Origin of the sequence: Streptomyces sp. NBC_00984 (genome assembly GCF_045162475.1) — a bacterium.
In the GTDB taxonomy this organism is placed as follows: Bacteria; Actinomycetota; Actinomycetes; order Streptomycetales; family Streptomycetaceae; genus Streptomyces.
Genome location: NZ_CP108734.1, coordinates 571588 through 593995, shown reverse-complemented (window position 1 = coordinate 593995; position 22408 = coordinate 571588). Strand labels below are relative to the sequence as shown.

14 protein-coding genes and 6 pseudogenes are annotated in these 22408 nt (G+C 68.6%); 7 read left to right on the top strand and 13 right to left on the bottom strand.

Annotation, left to right across the window (positions count from 1 at the left end):
• Nucleotides 1-110: 110 nt before the first annotated feature.
• From OG520_RS02570 to OG520_RS02520, 11 genes and pseudogenes are all read right to left on the bottom strand, one after another.
• Nucleotides 111-272: pseudogene (locus OG520_RS02570) on the bottom strand (IS701 family transposase); the annotation flags it as partial.
• Nucleotides 273-296: 24 nt separating this feature from the next.
• A complete protein-coding gene (locus OG520_RS02565) occupies nucleotides 297-1940 on the bottom strand; it encodes a pyruvate, phosphate dikinase (protein ID WP_406012004.1) in 1644 nt (547 codons plus the stop codon).
• 77 nt (nucleotides 1941-2017) lie between these two features.
• A complete protein-coding gene (locus tag OG520_RS02560) occupies nucleotides 2018-2650 on the bottom strand; it encodes a transcriptional regulator (protein WP_406012003.1) in 633 nt (210 codons plus the stop codon).
• A complete protein-coding gene (locus OG520_RS02555) occupies nucleotides 2647-3852 on the bottom strand; it encodes a helix-turn-helix domain-containing protein (protein ID WP_406012002.1) in 1206 nt (401 codons plus the stop codon). Before OG520_RS02555 ends, OG520_RS02560 begins: the two co-directional genes overlap by 4 nt.
• A 382-nt stretch (nucleotides 3853-4234) precedes the next feature.
• A pseudogene (locus tag OG520_RS02550) lies at nucleotides 4235-6062 on the bottom strand (glycoside hydrolase family 15 protein).
• 106 nt (nucleotides 6063-6168) lie between these two features.
• Entirely contained in the window at nucleotides 6169-7383 is a 1215-nt protein-coding gene (locus OG520_RS02545; protein ID WP_399331060.1) for a cytochrome P450, read from the bottom strand.
• Between the two features lie 13 nt (nucleotides 7384-7396).
• The gene (locus OG520_RS02540; RefSeq protein WP_399331062.1) at nucleotides 7397-8788 is read right to left on the bottom strand and encodes an NAD(P)/FAD-dependent oxidoreductase; all 1392 of its coding nucleotides are present in this window, start codon (nucleotides 8786-8788) and stop codon (nucleotides 7397-7399) included.
• Nucleotides 8785-9012, bottom strand: coding sequence for a ferredoxin (locus OG520_RS02535; protein ID WP_266430922.1), 228 nt, complete (start codon nucleotides 9010-9012; stop codon nucleotides 8785-8787). Before OG520_RS02535 ends, OG520_RS02540 begins: the two co-directional genes overlap by 4 nt.
• A 668-nt stretch (nucleotides 9013-9680) precedes the next feature.
• On the bottom strand, nucleotides 9681-10694 hold the full coding sequence (locus OG520_RS02530) for an aldose 1-epimerase family protein (protein ID WP_406012001.1): 1014 nt from the start codon (nucleotides 10692-10694) through the stop codon (nucleotides 9681-9683).
• The gene (locus OG520_RS02525; protein WP_406016406.1) at nucleotides 10591-11178 is read right to left on the bottom strand and encodes a hypothetical protein; all 588 of its coding nucleotides are present in this window, start codon (nucleotides 11176-11178) and stop codon (nucleotides 10591-10593) included. The genes OG520_RS02530 and OG520_RS02525 overlap by 104 nt, the downstream gene beginning before the upstream one ends.
• A gap of 235 nt (nucleotides 11179-11413) precedes the next feature.
• Nucleotides 11414-12221 (bottom strand): annotated as a pseudogene (locus tag OG520_RS02520) (SDR family oxidoreductase).
• Nucleotides 12222-12854: 633 nt separating this feature from the next.
• Between OG520_RS02520 and OG520_RS02515 the strand changes: the two are divergent.
• The 4 genes and pseudogenes from OG520_RS02515 to OG520_RS02500 all read left to right on the top strand — a co-directional run bounded on the left by OG520_RS02515 (nucleotide 12855) and on the right by OG520_RS02500 (nucleotide 14781).
• Nucleotides 12855-13130, top strand: a complete 276-nt coding sequence (locus OG520_RS02515; RefSeq protein ID WP_406012000.1) for a hypothetical protein — start codon at nucleotides 12855-12857, stop codon at nucleotides 13128-13130.
• Nucleotides 13090-13494, top strand: a pseudogene (locus OG520_RS02510) (DUF6879 family protein); the annotation flags it as partial. The gene OG520_RS02515 and the pseudogene OG520_RS02510, both read left to right, overlap by 41 nt.
• 42 nt (nucleotides 13495-13536) lie before the next feature.
• Nucleotides 13537-14174, top strand: a pseudogene (locus OG520_RS02505) (DUF5753 domain-containing protein); the annotation flags it as partial.
• 166 nt (nucleotides 14175-14340) lie between these two features.
• Nucleotides 14341-14781 carry a restriction endonuclease gene (locus OG520_RS02500; RefSeq protein ID WP_406011999.1) on the top strand — a complete coding sequence of 147 codons (441 nt, stop codon included), beginning with the start codon at nucleotides 14341-14343 and terminating at the stop codon, nucleotides 14779-14781.
• A gap of 294 nt (nucleotides 14782-15075) precedes the next feature.
• Here the strand turns inward: OG520_RS02500 and OG520_RS02495 are convergent.
• Nucleotides 15076-16608, bottom strand: a pseudogene (locus OG520_RS02495) (alpha/beta hydrolase).
• A gap of 500 nt (nucleotides 16609-17108) precedes the next feature.
• Complete coding sequence (locus tag OG520_RS02490) at nucleotides 17109-19064, bottom strand: hypothetical protein (protein WP_406011998.1); 1956 nt, start codon at nucleotides 19062-19064, stop codon at nucleotides 17109-17111.
• A 206-nt stretch (nucleotides 19065-19270) separates the two neighbouring features.
• Between OG520_RS02490 and OG520_RS02485 the strand changes: the two genes are divergently transcribed.
• Genes OG520_RS02485 through OG520_RS02475 form a run of 3 tightly spaced genes read left to right on the top strand, consistent with a single transcriptional unit; the run spans nucleotide 19271 to nucleotide 22406 of the window.
• Nucleotides 19271-20620, top strand: coding sequence for an ABC transporter substrate-binding protein (locus OG520_RS02485; RefSeq protein WP_406011997.1), 1350 nt, complete (start codon nucleotides 19271-19273; stop codon nucleotides 20618-20620).
• On the top strand, nucleotides 20617-21543 hold the full coding sequence (locus OG520_RS02480; RefSeq protein WP_406011996.1) for a carbohydrate ABC transporter permease: 927 nt from the start codon (nucleotides 20617-20619) through the stop codon (nucleotides 21541-21543). The genes OG520_RS02485 and OG520_RS02480 overlap by 4 nt, the downstream gene beginning before the upstream one ends.
• Nucleotides 21540-22406: a carbohydrate ABC transporter permease gene (locus OG520_RS02475; RefSeq protein ID WP_399331078.1), complete on the top strand. Its 867-nt coding sequence runs from the start codon at nucleotides 21540-21542 to the stop codon at nucleotides 22404-22406. Before OG520_RS02480 ends, OG520_RS02475 begins: the two co-directional genes overlap by 4 nt.
• Nucleotides 22407-22408 lie beyond the last annotated feature (2 nt).

The following is a 22408-nucleotide window of genomic DNA, read 5'->3' as shown; positions in this document are numbered from 1 at the left end:
TTGTCGGGTGGTGTCGTAGGGCTGCCATGGGGTGGGTTGTCGGCATGTGGGGCAGGTGCCGGTCGAGGTTGGTATCAGGTGTTGGGGGAGGCCCAGGGCCTGGTAGACGGTCAGGCCCTGGCAGGGACTTTTGGGCAGGTCCGCTGTTCGGTCAGCAAGAGGTGGGCGGCGGTGACGAGGGTGACGTGGCGGTGCCATCCGGTGAATGAGCGGCCCTCGAAGTGGTCGAGTCCGAGAGTCGTATTCAGCTCGCTGTAGTCGTGTTGAGATCGGCGCTTACCTTCGCGATCTCTTCGTTACGCCGTCAGCTCTCCGGTCCGCCGGAGGGCGGCCTGTGCCGAGGTGAGGCGTTCGGATTCGTTGCGGCCCGTGGTCCTGTCGCCCGCGACGTCGTCGGCCCAGCCCAGCAGCCGGTGCAGCTGTGGGTCGGTCGAGGACGCGGCGATGCGGGGCTCGCCGACGACGACCTCTCCGCCCGTTCCGTCAACGGCGATGAGGGTGCCTTCGGACAGGGTGCGTCCGCTTGCCCGGACGCAGCCGTCGGCGGCGTCGACGGTGAGGTTCGCGGCCCCCACGACGGCGGGTTTCCCCATCGACCGCGCCACCACGGCCGCATGACTCGTCGGGCCGCCGCGAGCGGTGACCACCCCGGCGGCGGCGGCCAGGCCGTGCATGTCGAGCGGGGAGGTTTCGGGCCGCAGCAGGACGACCGGCCCTCCCGCGGCGAGCCGGGCCGCGCTGTCGGCGGTGGTCGCCACTTGGCCGACAGCGACTCCCGGGGAGGCGCCCAGCCCTCGGGTGAACAGGTCGCGGGGGTCGATCGCCGTGATCCGAGGCGTACGTACGTGGGTGAGGTGCTGCGGTGAAACGCGGAGCAGCGCCTCGTCGCGCCCGATCGTTCCCGCGTCGGCCAGGTCGACCGCGACCCGGACTGCGGCGCGCCCGACGAACCGACCGCGGCGCACCTGCAGGATCCACAGTTCACCCGCCTCGAAGGTGAACTCGACATAGCACGCGTCGCGGTAGTTCTCCTCGAGCCGGGTCAGGGCGGACAGCAGGCGGGTCCACACCTCGGGTTCCCGGTCGGCCAGTTCGCTCAGGGGCTCGGTCAGTGACGAGCCCGAGACGACGTCTTCGCCTTGGCGGCCGAACAGGGCCTCACCGAAGGGGACATGCTCGCCGGTGTTGGGATCACGGCTGAACGCGACGCCCGTCCCGCTGCGGTGGTCACGATTGCCGAACACCATCGCCTGTACGGTCACGGCGGTGCCGAGGTCGTGCGGGATGCCGTGCAGTTCGCGGTAGGTCTTCGCGCGCGGTGTGTTCCACGACGAGAACACGGCTTCGACGGCGAGCTCCAACTGGCGGGTGGCGTTCTCGGGCACGCTGTCGCCGCTGCGTTCTGCGATGAGCTGCTCGACGCCCTGGATCGCCTCGGCGAGGCGGCTCGTGTCGGTGTTCTGTCCGGCGAGCGCACGGTCGATGCCTGCCAGGCTCTCCGGGCCCACGCCGACGACCTGGGAGGCGAAGCTGGTCAGAAACCTCAGCCGCGAGTCGAGTGCGAACCGCAGGTCGCCCGTCTCGTCGGCCAGGGTGGTGGTCGCCCCGGTGGTGAGCCCGAGGTTGAGGACGGTGCTCATCATGCCGGGCATCGACACGCTGCCGCCGGAGCGGACGGACACCGCAAGCGGCCGCTGTGGACCGCCGAGCCTGCGGTGCGTGGCGGCTTCGAGGCCGGCGACGGCGGCTGTCAGTTCGGTGTCAAGGCCGCTGGGCAGCCGTCCGGTACGGAGGAAGGCGCGGCACGCCTCCGTGCTGATGACGAAGCCCGGCGGCACGGGCAGTCCCAGACGGCGGAGCACGACGAGACCGAGTGCCTTGCCGCCGAGGACTTCCGCCGTCTCCTCGACCTCAGCCGAAATAGGGTGAATCCAGGTCATCGCGTGGTCATCTCTGCGTCGCCTCTGCTGATTCGGCCGCGGGTCCTGCGCCGTGCGCGGGGTGGCGGGCGGCGGATTCAATGGCGCGGGATACCGAGGGTGGCCAGCAGGTCCTCGTGCAGCTGGAACCACACGGTGTGATACGAGGACGTGCTGTCCGTCACGTACTCCAGAGCGCCGGCCCTCGCCCGGGCGAGTGCGTCGGCGAGCCGGACGGGGTAGCGCTGGAAGCGGAGCAGCGCCGCGGACAGCTCGGTGCAGAGGGGCTCGGCACGCTGGTGGAACTCCGTGAACCGGTCGAGCACCCCGGCGTCGTAGGAGGGGTCGCTGTGGTCGTTCATCGTCATGGAGCCGTCTACGGTGCGGGTCTGCCACGCCGTGCAGATATCTAGCAGCTCGGGGTTGAGCACCAGGAACCGGTCGAACGCCGCGGTCAGTCGGGCCCGGGTTCCGGCTTCCTCCAACTCGTCGGCGATCCGCCCGGCGTCCGCGGCTCGGCCCTCCTCCGTAAGGCCCCATCCGCCGAAGTCGCCCGCGGCATGGGTGACGAGTCCGTCCACGGCGAGGTCGATCAGTTCCGATTCGATGTCGGACTCGAGGAGTCCCGAGGCCCTGGCCACCCCGGAGAGGCCGGAGAAGCCGATGCAGCGGAGGGTGTGAAGCACCAGGAGGTCGGTGCTGGTCGCGTGGGACGAAACAGGCTGGGTCATGGCGCGGCCCCATCGGGTGTGGTGTGGGAGACATCTGCGGTCATGAGATCGAAGGTGGCCGCTCCATGGGCGGCACCAGGTCCTTGGGCTCGGGTGACGATCGTGCCGTGCTGCACGCGTACCGCGTACTCGGTGGCGTCGTCGGCATCGGGTACGCCGACGGCCGACGCCAGCAGACCGCGCTCGTCCAGGACGAGGCGGAGGCGTGGCCAGGCGCCGGGTTCGAACACGCGCCGCAGGCACCGGGCGAAGCCGCCGGCCCTCAGCTGTACGAGGCGGCCGGTCTCGGCCGGGTCCGCCGTCGTGACGACCACGGTGATCCGGTCGCCGGTCCGTGCGGCGCGGACAGCCTCCTCGGCGGCTTTCAGCCGGTTGGCGCCGAGAAGTGTGATCACCCCGTCCTCGGCGAAGCCGACGGGGCGGTGCGTGATGAGATCCTGCAGCTCCTGCGGCGGGGACCAGCGGTCCCGGCAGGCTCGGGCCGGCGGGACGTAGGGCAGGTGCGGAGGGTTCCAGGTGTCGGCGAGGGTGAGCCCGCCCAGATGCGCGCAGGCCTGAACGATGTCGAAGGGGTCGCCGAAGCCGAGCGCCGGATCCGCCGAGGCACCCGGGCCCTCCAGCAGTCTCAGGACCAGTTGGGCCCGCCGGACTTGACGCACGGACGGGGCATCGGCGGGCGCGTGCGACTCGAGCGCGAGTGCCAGCAGCAGAGCCTCGAGGTGGGTCACCTGTACGAACGCGTCGCGGATCGGTCCGTCGTCGAGAACCCCGGCCGGCGAGCGGAGATGCACCTGGCCGAAGGAGGGGGTGCCGTCGGCCAGGGGCATTCGTTCGAGCCAGGTCCGGGCGAATGCGCCCAACGCGTCGGCGATGGATCCCGCAGACGGTGTCGGAGGCTGCGGGACCGCGCTGGCGGTGTCAGACTCCGCGATGGCGTTCTGCTCCGTCGTGCCGCCCCGCTCCGCGGTGCCGCTGTGCTCAGCCGTGGCGGCACGCTCGACCATGTCGACCAGCACCGCCAGATAGAGAGCGCGTTTGCTCGGGAAGTTCGAGTACACCGCGCCACGCGTCAGCTCGGCCCGCTCGGCGATCTCGTCCACCTTTGCCGCCGCGTAGCCGCGCTCGGTGAACTCCGCCTTCGCCGCGGCGAGTACGGCCGCGCGCGTGCGCTCCTGCTGCTGAGCCCGGGTCAGACGCACCATCCGCGACACCTCCCTGTCCGTTCGCCGCCGTTCACAGCAAAAGATACACAGAACATCCTGATGATTGGACCATCCGAGTTCGGGACGACGCGAAGCGGGACGGATCCGGTGTCGATGCGAGCCCTCTCAGGTCTCGGAGCACCCCTCTGCCCCTCCTGCCCGTATTACCAACGCATGTCGTGGGCATCCAGATCCGCACGGCGATGTTCGGTGAGCTTGTCGGCGCGTTTGCGGATGTTAGCTGTGGCGGCTCGGCGGCGACCTGGTTGTCCGGTTGCCCTGGGCGACGCGGTGCGCGCGAGAGCAGTCGCCGGTACAGCACATCGAACCCCGCCGCGGTCAGCTGTGGGCCGCCTGCCGGACACGCATGCGTGACCGTGGGTCAGCTCAGCGCCTTCTCCGCGTCGAGCGCCTCGTTGAGGGTGATGGCGGCCATGATCAGGGACAGATGGGTGAACGCCTGGGGGAAGTTGCCCAGTTGCTCCCCGCTCGGGCCGACCTCCTCGGCGAACAGCCCTACGTGGTTGGCGTAGGTCTGCATCTTCTCGAAGGTGTAGCGGGCCTGGTCCAGCCGCCCCGCCCGCGCCAGCGCGTCGACGTAGAGGAAGGTGCACAGACTGAAGGTGCCCTCCGAGCCGCGCAGCCCGTCCGGCGATGCCGCCGGGTCGTAGCGGTAGACAAGGCTGTCGGAGACAAGCTTGCGGTCCATCGCGTCGAGCGTGGAGAGCCACGCCGGGTCCCGGGGAGCGATGAAGCCAAGCCTGGGCATGAGCAGCAGCGAGGCGTCCAGGACCTTGCCGTCGTAGTGCTGGACGAAGGCGCGCTCCTTCTCGCTCCAGCCGCGTTCCATGATCTGCTCGAATACGGCGTCCCTCGCCTTGCGCCACCGCTCCAGGGCGGCCGGCCTGCGGAAGGACTCGGCCAGACGCAGCCCGTGGTCGAAGGCAACCCACGACATCACCCGGCTGTAGGTGAAGTCCTGGCGACCGCCGCGGGTCTCCCAGATGCCCTCGTCCGGCCGGTCCCAGGCGTCTGCGAACCAGTCCAGCGTCCTGGTGAGCGCCTGCCATCCCTCGAAACTGGCCTGCTGCGCGATCTCGGCACCCTGGGACACCGCGTAGGTAGAGGGCTTCGCCGTAGATGTCCAGCTGGAGCTGGTCGGCGGCGCCGTTGCCGATGCGGACGGGGTAAGAGCCGCGGTAGCCCTCGAAGTGATCGAGTGTCTCTTCCGGCAGGTCGGGGCTGCCGTCGATCCGGTACATGGTCTGGAGCGGCTCCTCCTCCTTGCCCTTGCGCTCCCGCAGCCTGTTGACCAGCCAGTGGACGAAGGCGGTGGCCTCCTCGACGAAGCCGAGGTCCAGCATGGCCCGCACGGACAGCGAGCCGTCGCGTACCCAGGTGAACCGGTAGTCCCAGTTCCGCTCTCCGCCGACCTGCTCGGGCAGGCCCGTGTTGGCCGCCGCGATCAGCGCGCCGGTGGGGGCGTAGGTGAGGAGTTTGAGGGTGATGGCCGAGCGGTGCACCAGCTCGGGCCACCGTCCCCGGTAGCGGGAGCGGCTCAGCCAGTGCCGCCAGAACTGGGCGACTTCATCGAATTGCCCGTTGAGCCCTTCGATCGTGAGGGGTGCGGGCGCCTCGCCGTCGGACGCGCAGACGGTGAAGACGGCACCGCCGGACCCGCCGGCGCTCAGTGTCACCCTTCCGCGCACGTCCCGGCCGTCCCGCTCCAGCGGAAAGGTGGACTGCAGGTGCCCGTCGATCCCGGGGGCCCGGAACAGAGCGCCGTTCCCGCCGAGTTCGAGCTCGTGCTCGGCCCGGCCGTAGTCGAAGCGCGGCCGGCACTCAAGGGTGAAGTCGACGGTCCCCCGCACGGTACGGATGCCGCGGACCAGGGTGTGCCGGTCGGTGGCGGCGCGGGTCCGGTCCGGGGACATGAAGTCGACCCCCTCGCCCACTCCGTCCGGCGACAGGAATCGGGTGACGAGGATGGCGGTGTCAGGGTAGTAGAGCTGCTTGCAGGTCCCGTCGGAATGCTCGGGGGCCAGCCGCATGTACCCGCCGCGGTCGTGGTCGAGCAGGGCCGCGAAGATGCTGGGCGAATCGAACCTGGGAGCGGCGAACCAGTCGACGACCCCCTGCGACGAGACGAGCGCGGCGGTCTGCAGGTCACCCACCAGGCCGTGTTCGGCGATGGGAGGGTAACGGTCCATTGCGGCTCCGAGGTCTCGGAAGGGATCTTCTCCAGGTAGAGGTCACCACTGAGGTGAGCGAGGCGTTGCCGCGCATTGCTGCTGCTCTCGGCTGCCGCGTTCACCACTAGCTCTGCTCGATGCGCAGATGGATGGGACCTCGCAGGATGGGGCTGGGCCGGTACGGTGGCGGGTCGGCGACCAGCCTCGGCCGGTCCAGGCGGCGTACCAGTTCGGTCAGCGCGATCTGGGTTTCCAGTCGGGCCAGCGGGCCGCCGAAGCACAGGTGGATGCCGCTGCCGAAGCCCAGGTGCTGGTTGTCCTGGCGATCGGGGTCGAAGCGGTCGGGATCGTGGAAGCGGTCCGGGTCGCGGCTGCCCGAGGCCAGCATGAGCATGATCTGCGAGCCCTTGGGGATGACGGTGTCGGCGACGGTGATGTCGCTGTACGCCGCCCGCCAGGGAATGATGTGCACGGGGGGTTCGTAGCGCAGCAGTTCCTCGACCAGCGGCACGATCAGGTCCGGTTCGTCGCGTAGCCGCTGCAGCACCCGCGGGTGGCGCAGGAGCGTCAGCATGCCGTTGGCGATGAGGTTGACGGTGGTCTCGTGGCCGGCGATGAGCAGTAGGTTCGCGGTGCTGACGATTTCGTCGTCGGTCATCCGCCCGTCGGGCCCGTCATCGTTGGCCAGCCGTGTCAGCAGGTCGTCGCCGGGCCGGCCGTGGCGTTGCTCCAGCAGCCCGCCGAGGTACTCGCGCAGGTCTGTGGTGGCCTGCATGCCGTTGTCCAGTTTCTCCTTCGGGTCGGTCTTGGGGTCGTAGTCGAGCGAGTCGATGATGGCGTTCACCCACACGTGGAACTGCGGTTCGTCCTCGCGCGGCACGCCGAGCAGGTGGCAGATCACGGTGACGGGGAACGGGTAGGCGAAGTCGTCGACGATGTCGATCTGCTGTTTGCCCGCGAAGTCGTCGATCAGGCCGCTGACGGTGGCGGTCAGGTCGGGTTCCATGCCGGTCACCAGACCCGGGGTGTGCGGAGGGCCGAAGTGACGCATCGCCAGGCGCCGCAGGCGGTCGTGCTCGGGCGGGTCGAGGTTGATGAACGACGGCGTGGTACGTGCCTCGGCCGCGGCCATCGGCCGCGACAGGTGGCGGACATCGGAGCTCAGGTGCGGGTCGTGCAGTATGCCGGTGAGCTCGCGGTAGGCACTGATGACGTAGCTGCCATCCTCCTGCAGGGCCACCGGCGTCTCGCGCAGCTCGGCGTACAGCGGATACGGGTCAGCCCGGGCGGAGTAATCGAGGATCCGGCGCAGGATGTCGGGCGTCTCGGTCGTGGTCATGTCGCTTTCCCTCCTACCGGTGCTGCCACGCGGCCGTGACGCGCCGCTCGCCCGGGTCGTGGCCGGTGACGACCACCGTGGCGCCCTGGGCGAGCAGCCTGGGGCCGGGGAAGTCGACAGGCACCGGCTTCGCGTCGACGGGTTCGTCGGGCGTGGGGCAGGGCGGCGGGAAGGGCGCGGCCGTCTCGATCAACTGCCGGTAGTGGTCCAGCCACTTCGCGTTGTTGAAACTGACCGCCGCGGTGACGCGGCCCTGGTAGCCGTACGCGGCGACGAAGCGGCGGTCGGGCACCGACCCCTGGGTGACGACGACCTCGTCGGCGAAAGTCGGTACACCAACGGACTTGATGTTGACGCCGAACTGGATCGACCAGAACGTCGGGATGGACAGGTGCGGCCAGCGGTCCGCCTGAGCGCTGACCATGTTGTGCGCCGCGACCTGGGCCTGCTCCACAGCGTTGACCCAGTGCTCCAGCGAGATGAGCCGGTACTCGTAGATCGGGTTCGGGCAACGTGCCACGTCTCCGGCGACGAAGATGTCGTCGGTGATCAGGCCGTTGAGATCGAGGGCGCGGCAGCCCGTGTCGCAGGCGATACCCCATGGGCCTGCCGCCAGTCCCGAGTCGCGCAGCCACTCGGTGTTGCGGATGCCGCCGAGCGCCACCACCGCCACGTCGGCGTCGATGGCGCTGCCGTCGTCGAAGTGGGCGCGGTGAAAGCGCCCCTGCGCGTCGCCCTCCAGCTGGGTGACTTTGACACCGCAGCGCAGGTCGACGCCATGGGCGCGCTGCATGTCCGCCGCGACATCACCGATCACGGCGCCGAGCGCCCCGACCAGCGGGGCCGGCGCGAGCTCGGCGACGGTCACCGGGATATCCCGCTCGCGGCAGATAGAGGCGATCTCGGAGCCCGTGAAGCCCGCGCCGATGACCAGCACGCGGGAGGGCCCGGAGGCGAGGGCTCGCTGCAGGCCGTCGGCGTGCTCGCGCGTACGCACGACGAACACTCCGTCCAGGGCCGCTTCGGTCTCGACGAACCAAGGCCGGGCCCGTACCCCGGTGGAGATCAGAACTCGGTCGAAAGGAACCTCGCGGCCGTCGGCGAGATGCACATGGTTGGTCGCCAGGTCCAGCCCGTCGGCGGGCACACCCAGCAGCCACTCCGCATCGATGTCACGACGTCGCGGCAGCGTGGTGCCCCCGGCCGGCACCCACCCCGTCAGCACCTGCTTGGACAGCGGGGGCCGGTCATAGGGCTCACCCAACTCGTCACCGATCATGGTCAAGGATCCGGTGAACCCCTCATCGCGCAGAGCCTCCGCGGCTCGCAGTCCCGCCAGTGACGCCCCGACGATCACGACGCGGCCGTCGCGCTTGAACCCCTTCAGGGTATCGGCGCTGGTCATGACTGCGACGTCCCCACCGGCGCGTCCCGCCCCTCCAACTGCTCGACCAGAATCGCCTGGAGCGGGCAGGCTGCCGCGGCACGCAGCACCTGCTCGCGCTGACCATCGTCGGGGTTCGGGTTGTACATCAGCGCTTCTTCACCGTGCATCCGGAACGTGTCAGGAGCCAGGAACGCGCACTGCGCATACCCCTGACACCGGGAAAGATCAACGACAACTCTCATCCCGAACTCCATTTCAGGGACACAAAGCTGCGGACCCTGAGGAAGCACCACCACGGCGCCCAAAGCGCGAGGCACGCCTTCGAAGAAGGGAATCGGCAGTTACTCACTCCTGCGAATACGAAGGAGTGCACCACGCACATCAAAGGTCTCCGCAGGCAGAATTGATCACCGCGAATGCGGACCGGGCGTCTGTAGAACCACCCGGAGAACCTGACCTTGCCCTGAGTAGCCTATCCCGCGCGCACGACGTCCGCACCCCGGAACAAGGGACGTGCGGACGTCCGTCTCCCCGGCGTCCGAGGGCTGACCGAATAGGAGAAGTATGCCTCTGAGCTGGGCGGATGGGGCCTGCTGAAGGGGCTGCCCAATGCGGTCCAGGAAGCACTGCCGGAGGCCTCTGGAATTGCGGGTCACCGCCGAGCATGCCCCCTATGCGGGCCCGCAAGGAGGTTTACCGAACGACGTGCGACTACCGAATGACGGCTGTAGCTGTGGCGATCAGGCATAAGGGCTGTCCCGTAATCCCTGGTGGATCAGCGTGCGGCGTCAGATGCGGTGCATCGCAAGGCGGAGGGACGCCCGAATACTGGATGTATTCGGGCGTTCCGACAACGCGGCGAGGTGCCGTAGCTGTCGTCGCACGCCCGCCAGGGATTACGGGACAGCCCTTACCCGGGTCGTACGAGTGCGGCGTCCCTCCGAGGGCCACGTCGAAGGGTGAGGTGGTCCCCGGCCCAATGAGTCGAGGGCCATGACTGCGCCGTCATTCCCCCCACGGCGTAATCCCCCACCGGACGGTGCCGCTCACCCGGGCCGAGGCGGACGAGCGCCGTGCCGCTGCGGAACGCGTCCGGCGGGCAGGTCATCGGTTCGACGGCGACCGCGCGGCTCCGCTCCCCCGATGGGAGGGTGTCGCCGGTGTAGAGCTGCACGTAGTCGGTTCCCTCACCGAGCCACACGTCCGTACCGAACGAACCCGACGGATGGGCCAGGCGAACCACGGCCCGCCCGTCCGTGTCCCGGTCGAGGTCGGCGAACGGGGTGTCCAGTCGGCGCGCTCCGACAGCCTGCGGCGTACGCAGGTCGTACGGCGTCCCGGCAACCGGCTCGGCGCTCACCGGCAGGCCGCGCTCATCGGTGCGCAGCCACGTCCGGGCGGGGACGGTCAGCACCGACTGGTCGACGACCGCGGTGCCCGCCGTGACATAGGGATGCTGGCCGAAGCCGTAGGGTGCGGCGCTCTCGTCGAGGTTGCGCGCGGTGACAGTGACCTCGAGCCCGCCCTCACCCAGGGCGTACTGGACCCGGACGTGGAGATGGAAAGGGTAGCCCGGCTGTGGCCACAGCGAAGTGTCGAGGACCGCCCGGCTGTTGCTCGCCTCCACGACCTGCCACGAGGTCCACCGGAGCAGTCCGTGGATGGCGTTGCCGCCGGCCGGCTCGGTGAGCGGCAACTGCAGGTCCTGCCCGCCCCACCGGTACCGGCCGTCCCGGACCCGGTTGGGCCACGGCACCAGGATCTGGCCGCGCCCGGCGGTGATCCGGTCCTCTGCGGTGAATCCGTAGATCACGGCGCGTTCACCGACCAAGTACGACCGCAGCGCCGCGCCCAGCTCGACGACGACCACACTGTGCGCGCCGCGGCGCAGGGTCAGCTGCCATCCGGTGCGGCTCTCCTGCACGCGGGGCCTCCTTGGTTCGCCCGGCCGACGTCCTCGAACGTGGGCGTGATGGTGGCCTGCGGTCTTGGCCTACTCGTTGGAGCCTGCGGATCCGCACCGGCCCGGTCAAGCGCGACACGTTCCTGCCGACCCGATCGCCCGGCACGTTCGCCCACCGGGGCCGCAGGCGGCGGAGCAACCGCTCCGCCCGGCTGCGAGGACGGCTGCTCGGAGTACGGGATGTGCCCCTACCGGACAGGACGGCGGCTTCAGCTGCCGCCGGAGCGCCCGCTGCGCCGGCTGATGAACCGCCGGACAGCCCGCTGGAATCTGACATCAGCACGCCGACCACGACCAGCAGCACGATATCGAGCAGGAGTTGGACCAGGGAGCCACGCGCCTCGCTCCAGCAGGAGAACGCACAGACGCCGCTGCCGGCGGCCGTGGGGATGGTGGTGATTGAGATGAAGACGCCGAGCCGCGCGTTAGTCCTGGCCTGGGTCAGCGAAATGATCCCGACGATGCCGGCCAGGACCGCGACGACGACCGAGAAGACATTGGGGGCGTCGATCAGTGTGGAGACCGGTCTGATGCCCAGGTCGAATGCCTTGGGCTGAAGGCCGACGCCGCGGATCGCCCACCGCGACCGGTGACCGCTGCGGCGTGCGAGCGGCGAACAACCCGGCGAAACCCGCCGAGGATCACCACCCGGCGGGCGTCACATGGTCTTGCACAGAGGATCAGCCTCCGGTGGCGAAGCCGGGGAAGAGCGTCATCCCACCGTCGACGTAGAGCGTGCTGCCGACGACGTAGTCGAGCAGGTCCGAGGACACGGCGACGACGGCGTTGGCGATGTCGTCCGGGTCGCCCACGCGGCGGTACGGAATCAGCCGCAGGAGGTCGGCCTCGGCCTCGGGGGTTGACCAGGCGTTGCGATTGATCGGTGTGCGAATGGCGCCGGGTGCAATCGCGTTGACCCTGATCCGATGGGGGGGCAAGCTCCTGGGCGAGGGTCTGCATCAACATCCCCACTCCACCCTTGGAGGAGGCGTAGTTCACGTGCCCCGACCATGGGATGATCTGGTGGACCGAGCTCATGCAGATGATCTTCCCTGCCGACCGGGACACCTCTTCCACCACGCCGCGTCGCATGAACTCCTTGGCGGCCTCCCGAGCGCAGAGGAACTGCCCGGTCAGGTTGACGTCGATGACCTTCTGCCACTGCGCGAGCGTCATCTCCGTCACGGCCGAGTCCCGCTGGAGGCCGGCGTTGGCCACCAGGACGTCGATGGTTCCGAACTCCTCGACCATCCGGGCGACCATGGCGACCACCTGGTCCTCGTTGGACACGTCGGCCTCGTGGGCGTAGGCGCGAACCCCGAAGCCCTCGATCTGCGCACAGACCTTCTCGGCCTCGTCCGCACCGACGACGTAATTCACCACCACGTCCGCTCCGGCCCGGCCCAGAGCAATGGCAGTCGCCTCGCCGATACCCGAGTTGGCACCGGTCACCAGCGCCTTCTGGCCCCTGAGCAGCTGCGCGGACATTGCCCCACTGTTCTCGTCGGCTTTTCCTGCCACCACGACCTCTCCTCTCCTCTCGGCGTTTCGGACGGCACGCACTCAGGGAACGGGCGAGCGCCTGGGGAAGGCCAGACGTCGGCCGGCCGCCAGGACAGACCCAGGAGCCGTCGCACATCCGGCCCCAGACGAAAGCACCCTGCGCCGCAGGCGGGACAGACCGGCGCGCAACGCAGCTGTATTTCGGCCGGGCACCTCACACGGTCGGGCTAAGAACTGCCCCCGAACCTTCCCCGGCAGGCCCCGTGCGGCCCGCCGGGGCCACCTGTGAGAGTGTCAGCTTGTATGCCACCGGCCCGAATACTGGCGAGCCCGGATCCATGCTCAACCCCAGCTGTCGCCCCCTGTCCACATCACCCCAGGCCCCCACGGATGCCTCCCAGATCTGCGCCGTCGCCGTCACCGGCACCGTGAGCGCGCTGGGGATCAGCCACGACAGCTCCGGGGCCCGGTTCCTGGAGTCGCACAGGCCGACGACGAACCGGTCCCGGGCGTCACACGAACCGGTCGCGGTGCTGTCTGTGCCCTTGAGCCTTGACACCTCAGCGCGGGACGGTTGTTGCGCAACTACACGCAATGGACTCGACGGGGGAGAGCATCATGGCGTTACGGTTCGTCGGCGTCTACCCGAGCACCGGAGGAGAGGGGGTGCCGACGGTGTGGGTGAAAGAGGAGAGCGCGGATCTGGTCCGCCAGGGTGCGGCGGCCGATGAACTCCTCAAGGCCGAGGTCGGCTCCACCCAGTGGGTGCCCGGCCATACGACGGGGGTCCCCGCTCACGAGCGGGTGATCCGGATTCCGGCCCGCATGGTGCCGTTCTTGACGGAGGCGTGCGATGCGGCAGAACGAGCCGCTGAACACCGCGACGTTCGCTGACCTTCTTGCGGCCACCCACCGCAGCGCCGTCCATCTGGAGATGCGCGACGTCTACGCGGTCGGCGACGAGCGGGAGGACTTCGAGAACTTTCTGCGCACCGGCATGCCGAACCTGGATCCGGCCCGCTCGTTCTGGCCGCAGTGGATGCCGCTCGTCAAGGACGCGGTCGCCCGCGGCGTGGTCATGCGCCGCGCCCGCATCGTGTCCGAGCCGGTCACCGACCACATCCGCTACGAGCACGCCATTACCCCGCTCAACCTCCAAGTCGGGGAAGACGTGCGCCGGCTGTCTCGTCGGCACGCGAGCGACATCCCGCTGCCAGGCAACGACTTCTGGCTCCTGGACGGCCGCATCGTGCCGTTCCACCACTTCACCGGCACCGGCGACGGGGCCCCGGACGGCAAGGAGCGCACCGACGACCTCATAGCCACCGTCCGCGCGGTCGACTCCATGTACCTGGAATGGCGCCGCCTGCACCGCAACGGCATGCGCAACGTCCAACAGCACTGGAACGCCGTCCACGAGCGCACCCGCGTCCGCCGGGTCCACGTCTCCAACGTGCCGCCGGGCTTCTTCCAAACGCCCGGCTTCGCCACCGCCCTCATGGAGCAGCTCACCCGCTTCCAGGGCACCCCCAACGACGTCTCCGAAGCGGTCGCCGCCCGGATCGCCCGCTCCCGCTTCCTCTACGAGGGCGGCCACCGCTACGTCGTCCTCATGGAGGAATCCGTCCTGCGCTACCGCACTGCCGACCCGACACCATGAAAGGCCAGCTGCGCCACCTCTTGGCCGTGATGCCCCTCGCGTCCGTCTCCCTCGGCATCATCCCGTTCACCGCACAACGCACCGTATGGCCGCTGGAGGCGTTCCACCTCCACGACGACACCGAGGCCGTGGTGGAGACCCTCACGGCAGAGATCAAGGTGAAACAGCCGCGCGAACTCGCCGACTACGCGAAGGCGTTCACCAGCCTCGCGGAGATGGCGGTCTACGGGGACACGGCCCGCGCGCTCGTCCAGGCCGCGATCGACGCCCTGGAGTAAACCTCCGCAATTCTTCGCAATCTCGTTGAACGGGAGGCCGCATCCTCCATAGCGTCGAACGACACCGGCGCACCAGCAACGGAGGCGGCTACGCCCGCTTCCTTGCCCACACCACCCAGGCCCCGGACGACAGCATCGGCGACCACGACGACACGGCGAGGCGAAGGTGAGCGGCACCCACACCGCGCTCCACGGCCCCCACGGCCTGATCGAAGCCGAACTCCCCCTGGACCGCGCCCGGTACGAAGCGCTCGTCACCGCCGTGCTCGCGTGGAAGGACCCGCACCTGGCACCCCGGGACTACGAGCAGATCGCTCTTCAGTCGACCGGACACGCCCGCGCGGTTGCCGACGACGTCCGGCGCCACGTCGCCTCCCTGCCGAGGAACGACGGCCGCGGCGCCCTCGCCGACATCGTCCTTCGCCAAACCGCCGGGCGCCCGTCCGCACCGCTGGAAGGAACTGCCTGCTGCGCCCAGAACCGTGCCCGGCTCGTGCGGACCCTCCACACGCGGCTGGACCGCCTCACAGAAGCCCTTTCCGCCCCGTTGTTGCGGGCCGGACACGTTACGGCCGCCGCCGCTACGGAAGGTGCGGCGAGCGCGTGATCTCGTTGAACTTCTCTCGCTCCTGCGCGGAGAGGCTTTCTGCTTGGTGAAAGGGAAACGCCCCATCGGCTTCCGGGCGGAGAGGGCGGTTGGCGTCGCTGAGATCATGGGGCGACCTGGCTCTTGGCTGGGAGGCAGTCCATGCCTTTGAGGCAGAACACGGGATCGTGCTGCCCGAGCCGTTTCGGACCTTCGTCGCTGAGACCGCTGTGCCGATGTTCCCCACGGCCGGTCTCGGTGTGTGCGCCCCGGCGACGCCGGCACCGCCCGCGTCGCCGGGTACCGCTGCCAGGGCTACGCCTCGCAGGTCAGGCCGTGTGCGGGGAGTCGTCCCGTGCGCAGGTAGGCGTTGACGCGCTCGTCGACGCAGGCGTTGCCGTACTCGCCGTACAGGCCGTGCTGGCGGGCGCCCTCCACGGTGAGCAGCCGGGAGCTCGGCTACTGCTCGCGCATGGCCTCGGCGCCGGCGTAGAGGGTGCGGGGGTCGCCGGTGGCGTTGACGAGCAGGGCCGGAACGTCGTTGTCGAGCACGGTCGGCGCCTCGGTGGGCCGGTCCCAGAACTCGCAGGGGGTGATGTTGTTGGCCAGCGGCCCGGCGAGGGGGAACCGCTCGCGGGACTCCTCGACTGCGCGCCAGTAGCTGCCGACGCCGCGCCGCTCGGCCACGTCGCCGCAGACGATCGCGGTCATCTGACTGGAGGAGGCCGAGCTTGCCCCGGTCAGCAGGAACTCCAACTGCCCGGCGAGTTCTTCGGACGGCTCGACCGGCTCTCGGTCCGCAGCGCGCGCCAGGAGACGTACGGTCCCGGCCAGGTCGGCGCGCCGCTCGTCGAGGTCGCTGCCGAGGCCGTCGAAGAAGACGGAGGGGAGCACGTACTCGTCCAGCAGGTACGCCTTTCCGATCCGCAGCGGCTCCTCCGCAGCGGCGCCGAGGATGTGCTCCACCGTCGCCAGGACCTCGACGCGCGTGGCGCCCAGCCCGTAGGTGCCGTGCCGTGCGGCGGCCCACGACGCCCACGCGCGCAGGGCCGCCTCGTCGGCCGCCTCGGCGCCGTGCAGCAGGCTGTGGCTGTAGTGCTCAGGGGAATTGACACCGTCGAGCACCATGCGGTCGGTGCGGCCGGGGAAGAGCTGGGTGTAGACCTCGCCGAGGTAGCTTCCGTAGGAGTAGCCGAGGTAGGAGAGTGCGTTTTCGCCGAGGGCGGCGCGGATGACGTCCATGTCGCGGGCGGTGTTGCGGGTGGTGACGTACGGCAGCACGTCGCCGTGAGCGCGTTTGCACCGCCGGGCCAGCTCGCGCGCGACGGCGACTTCCTCGCGGTACGCCGCCAGGTCGGCGCCCGCGGAGCGGACGAGGGCGGAGCCGAGGTCCCAGCCGCAGTCCAGCGGGGTACTCCGGCCGACGAAGCGCGGGTCCATGCCGATCAGGTCGTAGCGGTCGGCGACCTCTCCCATCACCTCCGACTTGGTCAGTGGCATGTGGAGGCTGGGGCCGGCCGGTCCCCCGTCGTTGAGCAGCAGCGGGCCGACACGGTGGGCGGTGTCGGTGGCCTTCAGGCGGGATATGGCGACGGTGATGGTGCGACCGCCGGGGTCGGCGTAGTCGAGCGGCACGGTGATGTCGGCGCAGTCGGCGCCGGCGGCGTCCAGCTTCTGGCCGAGCTCGTCGCCGGCGCCGACGGTGCAGGCGTGCCAGTCGACATGCTGGCCGTGGAAGCGGGCCAACGGGTCCGGGTCAGCGGCTGTGGCGGTGGCGGTGGTCGTCGCGGTGACGGCGAGCACCGCCACGCATGCCGCGAAGGCCTTGATGCGTAGGGCAGTTGACATACACGCCCTAGGGGCGGCGGACACCTCGGCACACTCCGGGAAAGCCCCCGAAACCGGGTGGGGTTGGCCCCAAAAAAACTCAGCCCACAACCCTGAGAGTGAGAGGCGTAAGCGGGACTCCGGCACCGCGCACGCGCTTGCTCAGCCGGTCGGCGGGGCGGCTACCACAGGGCGAAGCCAGTGCCGAGGTCGTCCGCGGGATTGAGCTCGAAGCGGTGCTCGCCGGTAGGGCTTGACGATCCCTCGTGCGAGTTGTCGTGCCGCCCCCGGCGTCTGGGGCGTCGGTACCTCGGCGTCCTCTCGTGTTCGGTACTCAGCCGCATCCGGTGGACGAGCTCGCACAGGGCGCCAGACTCGCCGGCGGAGGCCTGCTTCTCACCCCAGACACTTGCCCGCTCGTCGGTGCTCCAGATCGTCCAGGTGTACGAGGCCACAGCCCATGAACTGCGACCTCGTCACCTCAAGCACTGCTGCAGTGCTTAATTCATGACACTTTCTCGTTACGAGACTTGCACAGTGACCTTCTGTCCGGGTGCGACGGACACCTTTGCGTAGGTGCAGGTCTTTCCGTTGACGGTCTTCGTCTTGACTGCTTGGGGGACGCCGTTGACCTTGATCGTCGAGCGGCTGCCGGGGAAGCGGGCCTCCCACTTGTAGCGGGCCGAACCCGTGGCGTTGGTCAGGGTCGACTTGGTGGCGCCGTCATGACGCAGGGTGAAGGTGTTACCGCCGATCTTGATGTCCTTGATCTGCAGCCAGCCCATTCCGGCAGGCATGCGGGACTGGGTGCTCAGGGCGTGCCCCGGGGCGTTGGGCTGCACGCCCATGAGGCCCTCGACGGTCTGGCTCAGCAGGGTGTAGGAGACCTCGGGGTAGTCGCCGTTGGGGCCTTGCTTGGACACCGGGTGCTGGTCGTTCCGCTTGTCGTAGACGTACTGCATCCACTTCCAGGCCGTGTCGTTGTGCTCGTAGGCGAAGAAGGTGTCCGGCAGGTAGCTGATCGCCTCGATGTTGGACGGCTTGCCGCTGCCGCTGGCCTGCTCGTCGACATAGTCGAGGTAGGCGTCGGCGCGCGCCCCCGGATTGATGATCTGCTTCATGGGCATGAACCAGCTGTTCTCCTTGCCCCAGCCGGTGAGCGCCTTGCCGTCGGTGGTGTAGCCGCGGACCATGGCGGCCCCTGAGCCGGAGCCGCTCCAGGTGTCGTTGAAGTACGCCTTGAGGCTGTCGGCCCGCTGCTGGAACTCCTTGGACAGGGTTTGGTCGCCCTTGGCGGCGGCCAGGTCGGACATCGCCCGGTATGCCTGGTACTGGGATCCGATGGAGTCCCCGGACTCGGCCAGGTGCTCCTCTCCGACCTCGTTGTAGCTGGCGGCGCCGGCGAAGATGCCGTTGCCGGTGCCTTCGGCGACACCGTTGGGCTTGTTGGCGTCGTGGAGTCCTACGAAGTCCTTGGTCGCGTGCTTGTAGAAGTCCCAGAGCGTGCTGTCGTTGACGTAGGCGCTGTCGCCGCTCCAGCGGTAGGCGTGATGGGCTTTCTCCACCAGCTCGAACGTGGCCGGGACCTCTCGGACGAAGGAGGTTGGGCTCCGGTAGTCGATCGAGAGGTATGTCTTGTTGTCGAAGTTGATGGCCCATACGGGGTAGTACTTGTGCTCGGACGTCGCGGAGCCGGCAAAGGCACGCAGCATGGCCTTGTTCGCGTCGTTCAGTCCGAGGACGGAGGCGCCGGCGAGCTGGTGAGCCATGTCGCGTGAGTAGTAGCCGCTGCGATGCGCATACCCGGCCCAGTAGGACGGGCCGTACGTGCCGGTGCCGGTTCCGGACCGGTTGCCCTCGTCGACGTTCAGCGGACCGGTCGTGCCGGGCATCTGGACCCAGCTGTTGGCCTTGCGCTTCGACCAGTCGAACATCTCGACGATCTTGGGGTCGGAGGACGAGATCACCGGGTCGACCGGGGCCGCGGGGGAGACCATGATGTCGTCGGCGTTGACCCAGCTGCTGCCGGACTCGAAGGCGAGCTCCAGCTGGTCGCCGCTTTTCAGGGACACCCGGCTGATCGTGTAGCGGGCGTAGCCGGACCGGCTGGGCAGATCCACCGCACCGGCCTGCGCGCCGTTCACCCGGGCGACGAACCTTCCCCCCGGGCCGCCGGTGGCGATCCAGGCGGAGAAGTCGTACGTACCGTCGCCGGACGCCGTGATGGTCTGCGCCACCTTTTTGCCGCTTCCGGCATCCAGGTACGCGAGCCTTGCGCCACCGTGCGGTGCGTTGGTGGCGACTCCGGTGCCGGAAGTGAACGTCCAGCCCGTGGTGCCGTCCTCGAAGCCGGGATTGCTGAGGGTCAGCGCTGAGGTGGCTGCGATGGCCGGACTGCCCAGGGTCAGTGGTGTGAGCGGGGCGAGTGTGGCGAGTGTGGCTACGACTGCCAGGCGGGCAGGACGGCGATGCCTCATGGCGTACTCCAGTGCGGGGCTCGAGTGAGTGGCCGAAAGCTAGCAGCGGCGCTCGACGGGTTGCAATAGTCCTGCAAGCCTGCGATGCGGAATCGATCAGAAAGTTTTCAATCAACCATTGCAAGTGAGTGTTGCTGGTTGCTAACTTCCCTGCAATCGCCCGACGTTCGGTCGATGCCCGAGCCGCATGCAGAGGTGGTCATCTCATGGACATGAGTCGTCGCAGAGTTCTAGGAGTGGGCGGCGCACTTGCCGCAGGAGCGGGCCTCGGCGGCCTGACCGCCTGCTCAGGCACCGGCAGCACGGGTGCTCAGGGCGGCGATGTCGGTGACGCCACCAAGGGCTCCATCACGGTGTGGAGCTGGCAGGGCCCGGCGGCGGAGTTGCGGGCGCTGGTTCCGGCGTTCAACAAGAAGTACCCGGACATCAAGGTGACCGTGCAGGACATCGGGAACCCGGCGATCTGGGACAAGATCACCACGGGCATGGCAGCCGGAGGGGCGGGCCTCGCGGACGTACTGCACATAGGCGTCGACTACCTGCCCGGATACGTGGACCGCTTCCCGGGCCAGCTTGCCGATCTCGGCAAGCTGGGAGCCCACAAGTACCGGGACTCCTTCGCGAAGGGCCTGTGGGAGACGGTCTCGCCCAAGGGCGAACAGGTGAACGCGCTGCCGTGGGAGGCGAACTCGGCCGGGTTCTACTACCGTGCCGATGTCTTCGAGGAAGCCGGTGTCGATGTCGGAGCGCTCGACACCTGGGACGACGCGATCGAGGCCGGCAAGAAGATCAAGAAGAAGACGGGCAAGTACCTTCTGGGGATCGACAAGCCCGCCTCGCAGCAGGACTCGGCGAACTTCTTCCAGCTGCTGCTCCAGCTGCAGGGCGGCTTCTATTTCAACACCGACGGCGACATCACCCTCGATTCCGCCGAGGCCGTGCGTGCCATGTCGCTCATCAAGAAGATGAACGACGCCGGACTTGTCAGCGACATCTCCGGCGGCTGGAACGCGCTGATCAGCTCGATCAAGAAGGGAACGGCGGCGGTCCTGCCGTGGCCGACCTGGTTCGGCGGCATCATCGAGGAGACGGTCCCCGACCAGGCGGGTAAGTGGGGTGTGCGTCTGCCCCCGTCCGTACGCCGCGGCGGGGCCACCGCCGCCACCGTGAATTCCACACACCTGGCCGTCGCCGGCACCAGCAAGCACCAGGCCGCGGCCTGGAACTTCGTGGAGTTCGCGCTGACGCGGCCCGAGTCGCAGGTCCAGATCTACCGGGGCAAGGGGATCGCCCCGGCCCTGTTGAAGGCGTACGACGATCCGGTCTTCCACGAGCCGTCGAAGTTCTTCGGCGGTCAGAAGAAGGGTGAGATTTTCTTCGGTGCCCTCAAGGCGCCCTCGCCGGCGTTCAACTACACCTCCGACTATGCCCGAGCGCTCAAGGTGGTCACCGACGCCCAGACGAAGGTGCTGCTCAAGGGCGCCGACCCGGCCAAGGTGCTGCATGCGGCGGCGGACCAGCTCGCTTCCCAGACCGGACGCCAGGTCGCCCGATGAGTGTTGTCACTTCCCCGAACCGTACGGTGCGAACGGCGGGTGTGCGCGACTCCCGACCACCGCGCTTGAGCGCGCGCCGTCTCGCGCCGTACGCCTTCGTCCTGCCCGCCGTGCTGCTGTTCGCCGCCTTCAAGCTCTACCCGATCGGCTGGTCGTTCGTTCTCAGCCTCCACAAGACGGTCGACGGCGTCGACATCTTCGTCGGAGCGGACAACTACAAGCGGCTGCTGGACGACCCGCTGTTCTGGACGGCACTGAAGAACACGGCAGTCATCCTGGCCGTCCAGGTGCCGATCATGCTGGCGCTTGCCACTGGCCTGGCCGTCGCGTTCAACTCGGTCCTCCTGCGGGCGCGCTCGGTGTTCCGGCTCGGATTCTTCATGCCGATGGTCACCGGCCTCGTGGCGTACGGTGTCATCTTCTCCGTCCTGCTCAACGAGAAGTACGGACTGGTCAACTGGCTGCTCTCGCTCGTCGGAATCGGCGAAGTACCGTGGCTGACTGATCCGCTGTGGGCAAAGATCTCCCTCGGTCTGGCACTGACCTGGCACTACACCGGCTACAACGCGGTGATTCTGCTGGCCCGCCTGCAGACCATTCCCAAGGAGCTGTACGACGCCGCCTCGGTCGACGGAGCCGGAGCCTGGCAGTCCTTCCGTCACGTGACGCTTCCGGGACTGCGTCCGGCGATCCTCCTTGCCACGGTGCTCTCCACCATCGGCACCCTGCAGATCTTCGACGAGCCGTACATCCTCACCCGCGGCGGCCCCGACAACGCCACGCTGACCATCGGCGTGTACCTGTACCAGAACGCCTTCACGTACTTCGACTTCGGCTACGCGTCGGCCATCGCCTACGTCCTTGCGGTGCTGATCGGAGTCCTCGGCCTGATCCAGTTCCGGGTCCTGGGAGACAAATCATGACGACCCCCACACGTGGCGCCGCCCGCGCACCACGCACCGGCCCGCACCGCCCAGGCCGCGGCATCCTGCTGACCTCGGGGCTGGCCATCGTGCTCGCCGGCGTGCTCCTGCCCTTCTACTGGCTCGTCATCGCCAGCACCCACAGCACCGACGAGATCTTCGACTCCACGCCGCCACTTCTTCCCGGCGGGGACCTAGGCAAGAACATCTCCAGCCTGCAGGAGACCGCATCCTTCGGGCAGGTCGTGCTCAACTCACTGCTCATCGCGGTCATCTACACAGTCTGCGCAGGAGCCGTCTGCACCCTGGCCGGCTACGCCTTCACCAAGTACCGCTTCAAGGGCCGTGACGCACTCTTCGGCATGCTGATGCTGGGGCTGGTCATCCCGACCCAGGTCACACTGGTTCCGCTGTTCAAGATGATGGCCGAGCTGCACTGGCTCAACACGTATCAGGCAGTGATCATGCCCAACCTGGCGCTCCCGTTCGGCATCTTCCTCATGCGCCAGTCAATGGCTGCGCTGCCCGACGAACTGCTCGACTCCGGCCGCATGGACGGCTGCGGCGAACTGCGTCTGTTCCTGCGGGTCGTCCTGCCGCCAATGAGGCCCGCCCTGGCAGCACTGGGCATCTTCCTGTTCCTCTACCAGTGGAACGACTTCATCTGGCCCCTGATCGTCCTGCGCGACAATGCCTCCCTCACCATTCCCGTCGCACTCGCCTCACTCCAGGGCGTCGACGACACCGACTACGGGGCCATCCTCACCGGAACGGCCGTCGCCGCCATTCCCATGATCATCGTCTTCCTGGCCCTTCAACGCCACTTCGTCTCCGGCCTGCTCGCCGGCGCTGTCAAGGAGTGATC